The sequence below is a fragment of the uncultured Thiodictyon sp. genome, assembly GCA_903837595.1.
Lineage (GTDB): Bacteria > Pseudomonadota > Gammaproteobacteria > Chromatiales > Chromatiaceae > Thiodictyon.
Genome location: CAILVI010000087.1, coordinates 1 through 12,545 on the forward strand (window position 1 = coordinate 1; position 12,545 = coordinate 12,545).

The 12,545-nt window shown below is 65.9% G+C and carries 14 protein-coding genes; 4 read left to right on the plus strand and 10 right to left on the minus strand.

Annotated features, from left to right (window positions below):
* The 3 genes from QZY44_RS04795 to QZY44_RS04805 form a co-directional block, all read left to right on the plus strand.
* A partial coding sequence (locus QZY44_RS04795) for a hypothetical protein (protein WP_295442973.1) occupies nucleotides 1-190 on the plus strand: 190 nt, incomplete at its 5' end.
* Nucleotides 191-374: 184 nt separating this feature from the next.
* Nucleotides 375-581: a hypothetical protein gene (locus tag QZY44_RS04800; RefSeq protein ID WP_295442976.1), complete on the plus strand. Its 207-nt coding sequence runs from the start codon at nucleotides 375-377 to the stop codon at nucleotides 579-581.
* The gene (locus QZY44_RS04805; RefSeq protein WP_295442979.1) at nucleotides 560-769 is read left to right on the plus strand and encodes a hypothetical protein; all 210 of its coding nucleotides are present in this window, start codon (nucleotides 560-562) and stop codon (nucleotides 767-769) included. Before QZY44_RS04800 ends, QZY44_RS04805 begins: the two co-directional genes overlap by 22 nt.
* Nucleotides 770-912: 143 nt before the next feature.
* On the opposite strand, the gene QZY44_RS04810 is transcribed toward QZY44_RS04805, so the two are convergent.
* Nucleotides 913-2,418, minus strand: a complete 1,506-nt coding sequence (locus QZY44_RS04810; RefSeq protein ID WP_295442982.1) for a PBSX family phage terminase large subunit — start codon at nucleotides 2,416-2,418, stop codon at nucleotides 913-915.
* A gap of 2 nt (nucleotides 2,419-2,420) precedes the next feature.
* Nucleotides 2,421-3,302, minus strand: coding sequence for a hypothetical protein (locus QZY44_RS04815; RefSeq protein ID WP_295442985.1), 882 nt, complete (start codon nucleotides 3,300-3,302; stop codon nucleotides 2,421-2,423).
* Between the two features lie 88 nt (nucleotides 3,303-3,390).
* On the opposite strand from QZY44_RS04815, the gene QZY44_RS04820 reads away from it, so the two are divergent.
* Nucleotides 3,391-3,726: a hypothetical protein gene (locus tag QZY44_RS04820; RefSeq protein ID WP_295442988.1), complete on the plus strand. Its 336-nt coding sequence runs from the start codon at nucleotides 3,391-3,393 to the stop codon at nucleotides 3,724-3,726.
* Here QZY44_RS04820 and QZY44_RS04825 read toward each other — a convergent pair.
* The 8 genes from QZY44_RS04825 to QZY44_RS04860 all read right to left on the minus strand — a co-directional run.
* Entirely contained in the window at nucleotides 3,723-4,670 is a 948-nt protein-coding gene (locus QZY44_RS04825; RefSeq protein WP_295442991.1) for an NUDIX domain-containing protein, read from the minus strand. The genes QZY44_RS04820 and QZY44_RS04825 overlap by 4 nt on opposite strands.
* Nucleotide 4,671: 1 nt before the next feature.
* Nucleotides 4,672-5,139: a hypothetical protein gene (locus tag QZY44_RS04830; RefSeq protein WP_295442993.1), complete on the minus strand. Its 468-nt coding sequence runs from the start codon at nucleotides 5,137-5,139 to the stop codon at nucleotides 4,672-4,674.
* Entirely contained in the window at nucleotides 5,139-9,677 is a 4,539-nt protein-coding gene (locus QZY44_RS04835) for a hypothetical protein (RefSeq protein WP_295442996.1), read from the minus strand. Before QZY44_RS04835 ends, QZY44_RS04830 begins: the two co-directional genes overlap by 1 nt.
* Nucleotides 9,678-9,716: 39 nt before the next feature.
* Nucleotides 9,717-9,995: a hypothetical protein gene (locus QZY44_RS04840; protein ID WP_295442998.1), complete on the minus strand. Its 279-nt coding sequence runs from the start codon at nucleotides 9,993-9,995 to the stop codon at nucleotides 9,717-9,719.
* Complete coding sequence (locus QZY44_RS04845; protein ID WP_295443001.1) at nucleotides 9,971-10,468, minus strand: hypothetical protein; 498 nt, start codon at nucleotides 10,466-10,468, stop codon at nucleotides 9,971-9,973. Before QZY44_RS04845 ends, QZY44_RS04840 begins: the two co-directional genes overlap by 25 nt.
* A gap of 16 nt (nucleotides 10,469-10,484) precedes the next feature.
* Nucleotides 10,485-11,759, minus strand: coding sequence for a DNA methyltransferase (locus QZY44_RS04850; protein WP_295443004.1), 1,275 nt, complete (start codon nucleotides 11,757-11,759; stop codon nucleotides 10,485-10,487).
* Nucleotides 11,756-12,211, minus strand: a complete 456-nt coding sequence (locus tag QZY44_RS04855; protein WP_295443009.1) for a DUF3310 domain-containing protein — start codon at nucleotides 12,209-12,211, stop codon at nucleotides 11,756-11,758. Before QZY44_RS04855 ends, QZY44_RS04850 begins: the two co-directional genes overlap by 4 nt.
* A gap of 131 nt (nucleotides 12,212-12,342) precedes the next feature.
* On the minus strand, nucleotides 12,343-12,545 hold a 203-nt coding region (locus tag QZY44_RS04860; RefSeq protein WP_295443011.1), incomplete at its 5' end, for a hypothetical protein.

Genomic DNA, 12,545 nt, shown 5'->3' on the forward strand with positions numbered 1-12,545 from the left:
CAGGACCGTCGACCAGCACAAAGACAGTGAATATTGGCCCCCGCTGTGCTGCCCCGGTTGCGACTGCCGATCCTTTGAGGATGCCCACGCAGCCGATCCGCTCACCAAGACCCAGCGTGCGAAGGCCGAGCAGATCGGCGGCTACCCGGCTGACGGACTGCGCCGCGCCCTGGACGCCTGGCGCAGCTAACGACCAAAGCCAAGGCGGCCGCGCCCAACCGCCGACCTATCAACCACCGCGAACGCCGAGGGCCGCGCTCGCTTTTGAGCCCAGTGTTAGATTTTCTCATTTGGGCCTTGCAATATAGGATTTCCTAGACTATAATGATACTCAGAGGTTGGGGATTGGCCCCAGCCGCCGAGAGGATCAGACCATGTACGTAGCGACATTTCACGCCAAAGGGTACTCAGACCAGACCGTCGGCGGCTACCAGACCGCCGAGAAAGCGATGAGAAGCGGGAAGCTGCGGCTGAAGAATCAGGAATCCGGAACGGTCGCAGTATACGAGACTGGCGGGGCGCCATCGCCAGTCGCCTTGGCGAATAAGGAGAACTGGAAGTGGACGACCACGGATCTGTGACCACGAAAGTAAGCCCGGCCCAGCGCCGGGCCAACAAAAAGCAGGACGAAACGCGCCCGGCAGGCTGGACGATCCGGCCGCCGGCCGACCTGCGGGAGTGGTTGGAGACCCAGCGCAAGCCCGGAGAAGGCAACGCGACTCTTGTTTTGCGGCTTCTCCGGCAACTGGAAGCCGGAGAGAAAATCTAACATGTTCTAGGCCGAGACGGGCCACTAGCGAACTAGACTGAAACAACCGAGCACCCGCATGTCCCAGACCCGCATCCATTCCGCTCTTGAGTCCGTGGCCAACGTCGCCATTGGCTACAGCGCCGCGCTCGCCCCCGCGATGCCTATGCCGCGCCCCGCGCAAACAGAATGCACCCGGGGTCCCGCGCCCCGACGTGCACCTCGCGCTCGGCACACCAGCCCCCCTTGAAGCTCGTACACCCCCCGCAGGCGCCGTCGGGCGCGTCGGAAATACTCAGGAGCAGCGCCTTGTCAACGCCAGGAAGGGCCGCAATCAGGCGCTCTTGTTCTGGATTCATGGTGTCCTCGGGCAGCCACAGGGCGCTTTTGCGTTGGCGGATCAAAGGGGTTAGACTATACCTTACAGAGTCAAAGGTGTGTTCCCATCCGTCTTTCAGCACCGGCAGCACATCACCCGTCCTGCGATCGGTCTTGTAGGACCACAGCCGGGCTTCTTCCGCCACGTGCTTGCAGCGCTCGTGGATCACGATCCGCTCAAAGCTGCGCAAAAACTCAACCCCATCCTCGACCGACCCGGGCCACTTCTGCGCCGCCCTCAGCCCGGGGTAGCCCAGCTCGCGCACGTGCTGGATGGTCTCCGGCCGGGCGCTGTCGGCGCGCACAATGGCCGACCGGGCGCCTGGGACACGGTCGAACAGGGCCGGGGTGTCGTTGAGCGAGACCTCCACGCCCCAGGCTTCGTGCTCGATGTAGAGCCGCCGCGCGGCGATCCAGCACTTGACCAGCGCTGTGGGGTCCTTCGCAAAACCCCAGTCAGCGCCGAAGTAGGGGCCGTCCCAGTCGGCCCCGGGCTCGAAGACATCAATGATCCACTTGCCGGCCAGGACCTGAGCGTCGGTGTGGGTCCGACACTCGCCCAGCCAGACGTGTGCGTAGGCATCGGGGTCGGTGCGCGCCATGTAGGCCCGCTCCAGCTCCAGCTCCGGGGGGAACCACGGATTCTCGGTGTAGTTGACCCGCCGCACGGTGGCGTGCTCGGGGGGGTTGGTGACGAAGCGCCGGTAGGTCGGGTCTGAGTCCTGGTCGGGGTTGAAGACGGCCCAGATTTCTGACCCCGGGGCACGAATCGTAGGGATGAGAAGCTGCCAGCTATCTTCGGACACGGCCTGGGCTTCCTCGATAAAACAGCGATCGATACCTTCGGTGGATTTAATTTCTGTGGCGTTGTGGCGCAAACCCTTGAAAATAAACTCCGATCCGTTGTGCCCGCGCAAATACGACTGGCCGACATCGAACTGATCGGCCAGCCCCAGCACCCCGACCAGATCGGACAGCAGCCGGTGAACAGAGTCCCGGATGGAGATTTGCAACTCGCGTGCACATAAGACGCGCAAGGGCCGCTGCGCCGCCTGAAGCAGGAGCATCCGCGCAAACGTGTGCGATTTTCCGCTCCCGCGCCCACCCCAGGCAACCTTGTAGCGCGCTGGTTGCTGGAACGCCTCCGCCCAGGGCGGTAGGCCCGCGGCGCGTCCGCCGCCCTGTGCTTCGCGCTCCCGGATGCGCTCGCGTCGACGCAGCTCCAGAATCGCCGCGGCTTGCAGCCGAGTGACCGGGGCCGCGGTGTTTTTTCTTGGCTGCGGTTGGAGCACGATCAGTAGAGGCGCCGCCCTTCCATGATGGCGATCAGATCCGCGTCCGAGCGCTTCTCCAGATTGGGCAGCACGAGATCATCGAGGCCCCAGGCTTTGCGCTCGCCGGCCTGCTGAAGCGTGGTGATCTCAGCCATCGTCTTTGCGAACCGGCCGTAATTCGACGCTTTCAAAAAGTCGATGTGGCGCATTTTGACCGCCTCCTGGCGCAACGCCGCGATCTGGCGCCACTCCTGGCGATGCCGCGCGATGACCTCCGCGCGCAGGTCCTCGGACTGTTCCCGGGGCGTGGGCGGGGCGGCGAGCGTCGGCGTCGCACTGGGGATGGGCGCCGGTGCCCTGGCGTCCTCTGGTTCGCCGTGCTCCTGCGCGTCCTTTTCGCCCGCGCCCTCCTCTGGATCATCGTCATCCCGGTCAGTGTCGTCGTCCCTGGCGTCGGGGTCGTCGTCCCGGTCGGGGTCGTCGTCCCGGTCGGGGTCGTCGTCCCGGTCGGGGTCGTCGTCGGACGAACCCCCCCGCTCAGGCGCTTGAGCCATCAGGACCACCAGCGCCGCCGCCTGCGTGGCACTGTCGGGCACCACCACGGGCACGTCGCCGAGTGAATTCGCCAGATGGATGTGAACCTGGTCGATCTCGTCCAGGCTCATGATCCGGTCGGCGCGCCGATGCGCGGCCCGGTTGATTCCCGCCAGCGGGCCGCGCCGCTCCCAGCCGGCTTTGCGGCTGCGCTTGGAGACCGCCATGCGCGACGGGGGCGAGAACCCAAGCTTCGCTGCGCCGCGCGCGGCTGACACGGCCAGTGTGGGCTCGTCCGAATCGAACTCGTAGCACTGGCGAATCGCATCCCATTGCAGGGGCGAGAGATGGGGGCCTTTTGCAGCCATGGAAAAACGTCCTTAATCAGTTGACATCGAGTCGGGATATTAACTATACTAATCCATTTCCACAAACGGAACAACCAGAGGCCAAACGATGTGGATTTGCCATAAAAACGCCTTCCTCGCCCTGTGCTATGAAGCCGACCACCCCGGCACCCTCAGCGTGCGGGCACGGCGCAAGAAAGACATTCGCGCCCTGTTTCCGACGGCGGCCATCGTGGCCACCCCCGGGCAGGACTACCAGTTCCGCGCCTACGTCGACAAGCAAGTGGCCGCCAACGCGATCGCCGCGGAGATTCAGGCCGTCGATTACCGCCGGTTCAAGCCATCGTGCACGGACAAGCGGCTGCACGACAGCTACATGTCCACCTGGCAAGCCATGCTCGGGATTCAAGAGCGAGGCACCGGCGGTCTCTACAACCACCGCTAACCCATCAGCAGCGCCGCCGCGACGGCCTTGTCGCGCGCGGCGTTGACCGTCCCGGGCAGCTCATCCTTGGGCACCAACTGCACCGCCTGCGACTCCCAACCCATCGCCGCCGGGCTCCCGCCCACCCGCCGGGCGCGGTAGTAGCGGGTCATCGTCAGACCCCCGGGGAAGTCCCCGACAAAGCCTGTGATCTCCACCCGCAACCCCGACTCCTCGAACGCCTCCTTGATCGCCGTGGCCTGGAGCGACAGGCCGTCCTCGGCGTGCCCCTTCGGATAGGTCGCCAGGTAGCCGGCGTGCTGATTGGTCGGGCAGACCACCCACACCCGCCCGTCGGGCTCCTCGATTACCACCCCGGCCGCAGGCTCCAACGTGCCGGGCTCAAACGGCGGTTCCTTCAGCTCGTGCACCTGGCCAGCAACCTGCGCCCACTCCTCAGCGGACTCCGGATGCGGCGTCCAGGGCTCGAACGGAACCCCATACAGTTCCGCCGGCAGATCCCCGTCAGGGAGCACCGTGGCCGTGTTGTGTGGGAGGTGCCAAGTCACCTTGCTGGACGCACCGTGAGGCTGGTAGATGCCCACGGGCGCGCCCTCGTCGTTGGGCCGCGGGTGGTACGCCTTGGGCTTTGGTTTGGGCGTGGCCGGCGCACTGGGCGTCTTCCAGGCGCCAGAAGCCAAGTCGAACGGCGGGGCAGACTTCGGGATCTTCGGCCCGTAGCCGTACTGCGGCGCCACAACCTGCTGCGGCGCCTTCGCCTTGGGCTGCGCCATCACCGGCTGGTGATAGCCGTCCTGGGTCGTCAGCTTCGGCGCCGGCTTACCAAGCGCCTTCGCCGCGTAGCCCGCCGCCGTGCGCTTGTCCTCGAACGGCGCCACGTAGGTGCCGTCCTTGCGAAGGTAGCCGCTGTTGTGGGCTTTTCGGAAGATGATCAGGTCGGTCACGCTACATCCCCACTCGCTTCTCAGTGCCCAGGCAAAGATCGATTGCCGTGCGCAGCGTCGGCATGAACTCCGCGCTCACCAAAATCTCGTCGTGTTGATGCCTCTTGGTGGCGTTGGCGTACATGATCAGCAAATATCCCATCAAGCAGTGCACGGGCTTCTCGTCATACTCGGCGTGATGCTTGATCCAAAACTCCCCGAGGTCCACTCTCAGCTTATTGCTCAACGAAAAATCGTTGTAACCCGCGATGATCTGATAGGCCGGGTTCTTGCCGCTGAAAATGTTGCCGTACTTGACAGTCAGCGCCTTGGCGTCAGCGACAATGCGCTCCTTGCTGCCGCTCGCCAGCGCTTTTGTCCAGTCGGCCAGCATCTCGGCCAAGAGGCGGGTGACCACCTGCCGGCTGCCCAAGTAGTTATTGTCCGCGCCCCGGGCCAAGGATTCGGAAATTTCGGGTGTAAATGCCATTATGCTGCTCTCCGGTTGGTGAAGACAGCATAGACGATCGCCTTACCAAGCGCTGCGTATTCGTCCAACTTGGCCACGAAACCCGCGTGCGGCGGGAGTACCAGCACGTCCAGGGCCACGCCGCCGGGGTTACCAGGGATGCCTTTTTTAACCCCCAGGACGACAAAGCGCTGCCCCGGCAGTGTCGTCAGCTCAGCCTCCAGAGAGACAAATTGGCCGCTCCCCATCGTGGGCGTCACCCGGGCGCCCTTCAGACACCGCATCCGCATGCGGATATCGTGCCCAAAGTGTGGCGCGTTGCCCCACTCTTCCTTAACCGACGTACACATCGAGTCCGTATTTTGCAGCACATCGCCGGGCTCACACGCCAGCAGTTTCTGCGACATGGCATGCCCGGCGCTGGTGTCGTTAAGCCAGCGCCAAAGCTGTGTGCCCTCTTCGAGTTCCACGCTTTGCGCGTACAGGTCTGCAGCCAGGGCCTGCTTCCCGCCGGGGACACCATAGTGCGACGGCTGCGTGTTGAAAGACCAAACGTGGTTGACCAGCCCGTCTGCCTGCACCTGTGCGACATACGCCGTGACCTTACTGCTGAGCGCCGCGTAGGCGGTCTTCATCCCCTGAAGAAAAGCATCCGTCTTACCCTGAGTCATCGCCGAAACCCACGTCCAGTTGATGCCTTTCGCCAAATCGAGCGCGCCCTCGACCGCCCCCGCGTGCATGAAAAAGTGCACATTCTGCTCCGGGCTCACATTGGAGGGCGCCAACAGGGGGTCGAAGGAACCCGCCGCGTCGCTGAGTTCTTCGGCCGTCTCGCCATCCCCCAGCGCCGGCATCTGTAGCCCTTGGACCACGGGGTGGGCAATACCGGAAAGCATCTCAACATAACGTATCCACTGCTGCTGGATATGCTTCGACGGATGCTCGGCAATCGGCTTTTTACCAATCGGCGCGCCGGACGCTTTGTCCACCGCGTCGTATTGGTAGTCCTTCAGCGCCGTAAGGTTGCCCTGCAAGGCGAAGTCCAACAGCGCCTGACTGTCGGCGTTGTTGTTTTGATTGATGTGCGCTTTCGACGAGACCTGGCCGTGGTTGTAGTCCGGATGGTGGAAGAAGTCGATCGCCGCGCCCAGTTGATCCGGCGCGACCTGGAGTTGCGTCTCGTCCACGGCCACAGCATCCCACGGGTCGCGTACACCAAAGTGCTTGATGTACTGCGCCCGAGAGTCCTTGAGCGTCTGCGCGAGCGCCGGTCCCCCGCCCTGGACCTTGGCCACCATCTCGTCGATCTGCGAGTCCTTCAGCAGCGCCAGGACCTTGACCGCCTCGCGGACGTCTCCCAGGTCAGCCGGGTCCTGGCCGCGCCACCACGCCTCGATCACGGACGCCACCGCCGGGTCGGCGGTCTTCTCCGGGACATTGGACGCGGCCACGCTCCAATGTCCCGCGGCCTGGATCAGGCGGGTGCGCTGGGCTGATGCGCCGGTCATCTCCAAAAACTTCTTGTGCAGGATGTCACGCTTGGCCGCCGCCTCGTCAGCGAACGCCGCGACATGCCACACCTTGCCACTCTTATCGACGGCCGTGACCGCGCCCGTTTGGGCGTCCGTGCCCGTGGCTTGCCAGCCCAGGTCCACGCCCTTGGTGTTGCAGAAAGTGTGCGGGATAAAGCCGCCGGCCACGTCCGGCGTCACCCGGTGCCAGCGCCCATTGAGAAGCTGGTAAGTACTGCCGTTCTCCGTCTTGGTGTCGCCCTCCTTCGGCACCGCCCCGGGGTACTGCTTGAGCATGTCGTCGCGCCGCGCCTTGAGGGTGGCGGCGAGCTGGTCCTTGTAGGCTTGGTCGCCCGGGGCCAGCGCGTCGACCAGAGACGTGATGGTGGCGTCACTGATCTTGGCGACATTCGCTACGCTCGCCTCGATCTGGCCTTCGGTCATCTGGCCGAACACCGCGGCCGTGCGCGCGTTCTTGGCCGGGTCGCGAAAGGTCTTCAGATCCTCGACGGTGCCGGGGAACGCTTTGGTCCCGCCCGCGCCCTTGCGGTCCAGCGCGCCGCCCGACTCGACACGCAGCGCCTTGCCGTTGTGGTTGGTGATGTTGTCCCAGCCCTTGCCGCTGACCGGGTTGTTGCCCACGGTGTCATAGTTGGCGAGCCACGCATCGGTTGCGAACTGCTCGGTGAGCCCCGCCAACGACCCGTCCAGGAGCGCCTGCTTGTCGACCTTGGACCCGTCGATCCACTTCGATGCGATCCCCAGGCTGCCGCCCTTGGTGACGAGCTTTAGCTTCGGCACATAGGCGCCCGCCGCCGCATAGAGCGCGTTGGCCAGGACCTCGGTGCGGGTAGCCGCCTCGTTGGCCGGGAACTTCACGTACCACTTTTGGCCCGCGTCGTCGGTGTACTCGCCGCCGGGGTTGTAGCCGCCCTGGGTTCCGGGGTGCGCGGTCCAGTTCGCGATGTCCTCCGGCACGTCGGGCGCCGCCGGTGTCGCCGTGCCGTGAATCGTGGACGTGGGGGAGACCGATGCCTTTTTTCCCTTCTTGGCCCCCGGCAGCGCCGCAACTTGCAGCGCCTTCACATAGTCATAGACCGCCTTCGCCCCCGCCAGAGCCCCGAAGATCTTCACTTTCGGTGCCCCCGAAGACGCCATGTTCGGCAGTTTGACGATGTACTTATCGGTGGCACTCATGTGCTTGGCCGCGCCTTTCAGGCCCGACAGATCACCGTTTTTGATTTGCGCCTTGAGTGTGGCCAGCCCTACGGCCAGTTTGTTGGTCAGGGTAGGACTGAAGTGGAACACGCTCCAATCGGGCTCAGGCACCGCGTCGATGGGGTGCGCGGTGGGGGCTGAGCCGGACTGCGCTTGTTCTTCTGGAGCCCCGGGCGCGTCTCCACCCGCTTTGACCCACTGGCCGCCGGAGACCTTATACGTCACCTCCGCAATGCGTAGGCTAACGCCTTCCTGGCCCGCAAGGGGCGGGAACAGCACCCCAAGGGCGTTTAGGAGCTGCGGGGGGCTGGCGTCGTGGAGATCCATCCACGCGACGGCGGCCTTGCGCGTGCCAATGGGGGCCAGCGGCAAATCAAGGGTTTCGCCACTTAGGATATCCAGCGCCAGCGACGCCCCGCCGCCGGTGGGGAAGGAGAACCCGGAAGAACTGTGCCAGGCCCCCGCGACCTTCTGGTACTCCTTCCCAACCAGGGTGAGCTTGGGGGCCAGCGGGGCCGCGGCGGACGCGGCGGCGTCCGAGACCTTGTGCCAGCGCCCGTTGATGAGCTGGTACTGCACGCCGCCGAGCGTCTTGGTGTCACCCTCCGTGGGGCCGTCGGTTCCGGCGGCAGGGGGAACCGTGTCGATCGCCTCTGCACCCGGGTGCCCCAGCGCCGCCTTCAACTCCGGCAGCCACTTCGAGGTGACCTTGCCGCTCTTCTGGCCGTAGGAGTTCGAGCCCCAAGAAAACGCCTCCATCGTGGACACGTCGAGTGCCCGCAGCGCGTCCTTGAACTTGCCGATCTTCTTGTTGACGCTGGTCGCGTTGGTGTTCGACGCGGGGAGCTTGAGCGCCGTCAGCGCCGCCAGGAAACCCGTCTGGACGGCCGCGACCTTGCCGAGACCAGGTGCGGGTGCGGGCGGGGCCTCGGGCTCGGACTTCGGCTCTGGCTCTGGCACCGGCTCGGCCCCCGGCTCGGCCACCGGCTCTGGCCCTTTCGTTTCGGACTTCGGCTCTGGCCCCTTCGTTTCGGACTTCGGCTCTGGCCCTTTCGTTTCGGACTTCGGCTCGGCTTTCGGCTCTGGGGTCGACTTCGGCTCCGGCTTCGGCGCGCCGGCGCCCTGCGCAGCCTGCATCTGCGCCACCGTCTCCGCGGCATGCTTGGCGATCTTCTTGCCGTAGGTGTTCGAGCCCCAGGACGCCGCCGCCAGTGCCTGCGCGTCACCCGCGCGAATCAAGTCCTTGTACTTCGAGACCTTCTTGTTTACCACCGCCGCATTGGTGTTGGACGCCGGCAACTTCAGCGCGTTGGCGTCGGCCAGCCGGGTTTTCTGGACGTCCTGGAGCGCGGCGCCCGTGTACGGCGCTGCTTTTGGCCCTGCTTCGGACTCCGCCGCCGCCTTCGGCTCCGCCGCCCGGGTGGCCGCCTTGACCTGCTCGATCAGCTCGCCGAACTTCGCCACGCCAATCGCTGCGCCCACCGGGGCCAGCAGCGCTTTGGCGGTCTCGGGGTCGGCCTGCGACAGGGCGGTGAACGCCTGAATCTGCTCAGTGCCTGGGACCTTTCCAGCGGTCAGCGCGTCGAGGAACCCCGCCACGGACTGGACCTGCTCGATCTTGGCCTCGGGGTCATGCCCGGTGTCGGCGTGGTGCGCGTCCTTCAGCGCGGAAACCGCTGCCGCCTCGGTCGCCGAGGTCGTGTGGTAATGCGCCGGGCCGTCGCCCGCCGGGACCTCGGTCTGGACCTGGTGCCACCGCGGTGGGTTGCCGTAGAGGACGTAACCAGCCTGATGGGCGAGCTTCGCGTCGGCCTTATACAGCAGCAGCATTGCGGGGGACTCCAAACAAATAACTACCTGAGTATGCTGTCACGACCGCGGCGCCGCGGCGCCCAAAAAGCACACCATCAGCTCGCTGGAGTGCTCCGGCGTGGGCGCGGGGTTGCGCGCGCAGCGAAACTGCGCATCTCGACCCTGTGTGGTCAGCAGCCCGCAGCAGCACAGGGCCTCGATCGGCTCGCCCGTGACCTGTGCCCCACAGTTTGCGCAGCGCGCGTGCAGGCACCCGCTGGCCAGGCGGCGCGAGAGCACGCGCCCGAAGCAGCGGCGGCAGACGTGGTCCGTCAGCTCCCAGGTATCGGGAGGCATGGGGCGGCCCACAACGGACGCTCAACGGGAGACACCGCAAACAACCCCCGCCCCGGTAGGCGCCGCGCCACCAACCGCAGCGCCTCGATCGGCGATGCCACGGACACCTCGACGGGGGCGCTCATGCCCGCGACCAGCACTTGCAGGCGCGTGATGAACAGCCCGGCGGGGGGCTGGCCGCGCCGGTAGTGCCCCGTCAGCAACTCACGTTCGCGGTTGTAGCAGGAGAGGCAAATTTGGCGCCGAATAAGGCGTCTGGCCGCCGCCCCGCAGCGCAGGCACTCCCGTTCCGGGGGCGCCGCGGGAAGCGCCACCGCCCCACCCGCGTGGGCCGCCCCCAGGGCACACCCCCGGCAGCGGAAACGGCGCCCCCACGCCAGCGCGGTGCGGCCCTCCTGCCACATGCTGGCGCAGGCGCTGGTCGAGAGGCGCAGATCACCGGGGTAGCGTGGGCACACGAAGGACTCAGCCATGGGCGTCTCCTGAACATCAAGCGGCATCGCGGACCGCGGGGGCTTCGGGGAAGGGCTCTGCGGTGGCATCCAGGGTCGCAGAACGCCCCGTAAACGCCTGCCACCGGCGAACCGCCATGTCGACATACGCTGGCATCAACTCGATGGCGTGACAGACGCGGCCTTCCATCGTGCAGGCGATGATCGTGGTGCCGCTGCCACTGAAAGGCTCGTAGACCGCCTCACCGGGCGCGCTGTTGTTGCGGATCGGACGCGCCATGCACTCCACGGGCTTTTGCGTGCTGTGTCCGGTCTCGCTCTTGCGCGGCTTGTCAATGTCCCACAGCGTGGTCTGGGTGCGGTCGCCCTGCCAATGGCTGGCCCCGCCCTGGCGCACGCAATACCACGCAGGTTCATGCTTGTGGTGATAGTCCCCGCGACCGATGACCAGGTTGTTCTTGCCCCAGATGATCAAGTTTCTCAGGATGAATCCGCAGGCGACGAGGCTCTCGGCAACCTCCGGAGAATGCCTGTCCGCGTGCCACACGTAGGCCACGTCACCCGTGTACAGCGCCCAGGCTTCGCGCCAATCGGCGCGGGTGTCGTTGGCGACTTTGCCGACGGCACGGCCAGCGACGGCCGTGCCGTCGGCACGCAAAGCACGGTTGCGCCAAGCAGCGTCGTACTCCACGCCATAGGGCGGGTCGGTCACCATCACGTGCGGTGTGGCCCCATTGAGCGCCGCGGCCACCGCCCCGGGATCAGTGCTGTCGCCACAGACCAAACGATGCGGCCCCAGGCACCAAACGTCCCCCGGCTGGGTGATCGCGATCTCGTGCAGCGCCGGAGTGTCTTCTGGGTCGGTCAGGCCCGCAGTGCCGTCTGACTCCGGCTCATGCAGAAGCGTGCCGATCTCGTCGGCGTCAAATCCCAGGAGGTCCAGGTCGAAGCCCAGCTCCTGCAACCCCTCCAGCTCCAGGCGCAACAACTCGTCGTCCCAATCCGCCAGCTCGGCCAGCTTGTTCACGCTCAACCGGAAGGCCCGGACCTGGGTGTCCGTCAGGTCATCGGCGAGCAACACCGGCACCGTCTCCAGGCCCAGCTTGCGCGCCGCTTTCAGGCGCAAGTGGCCGTCGACGACCAGGCCGTCAGACTTGGCCACGATCGGCACTCGGAAGCCAAACTCGTGGATCGCGGCGGCGACCTGGGCAACCGCGTGGTCATTGACGCGGGGGTTTCTGATGTACTCGATGAACCGCTCAAGCGGCCAGTGTTCCAGCGCCGCCTGATCACCCAACACGTCGGAACTCATACCGCCCCCTCCGCGGACAACGCGCGCTCTATCGCGCGCTCCAAGTAATGCTGGGCCTTGCGCAGGTCGGTCGAGCGCGGCGCCCCGGGTTTGCGCCGCAAGAGATACTTCAGGGCGTTGCCCTCGTAATAATCCAGGCTCCAGGCGTCAACGATGTCCCACGGCTGCATGGCGTGGCCGTGGTAGTGCGCCCCGCCCACCATGTAGTCCCGGGCGCGGGGCGGGGCCTCCGGGAGCGACTCCGGCTCCTGGCAGTGGCCGTGGCCGGCCACCCCCACGGCGCCCAGCGCCGCCACCACCCGCGCCCGCCAATCGGGCCAGAAGTGCCCCGCTGCGCTCGCTGTGTGGTAGAGCGCCTCGCGCAGCAGGCCGCGCAGTGGCGGCGCTTGGGGCGCGTCGTCGGCGCCCGGCGTGGGGCCGGGGACCGCCATCGAGGGCGCTGAATCAAACATCGCTACCCCACACAGTGCGTATACGTAAACAGCCCCGTAAACCGATCATTAGGGGCAGGATAAACAAAGCCGGTCGCGCAGCCGGACAGCGATCGGCGTAAACAAAGCCGTCCCGGTAGTAAACATCGCCCTCACCGGGCGCCCTCCTCTGGAGCCCGCGCAGCGCCCCGGCGCGCCTGCGCACCGACGATCCCGCCGTTGCGCAGCCCCATGCGACCCTTGGAGTCCGTCCGTGATTGATCTAGCTCGGTCCATACCTCGCGTCGATCAATCCTTTCGGGTTCGCGATTCTTCGAGGCCAGTTTCACGCTGCCGCCAAAGCGGTAACGCCAGA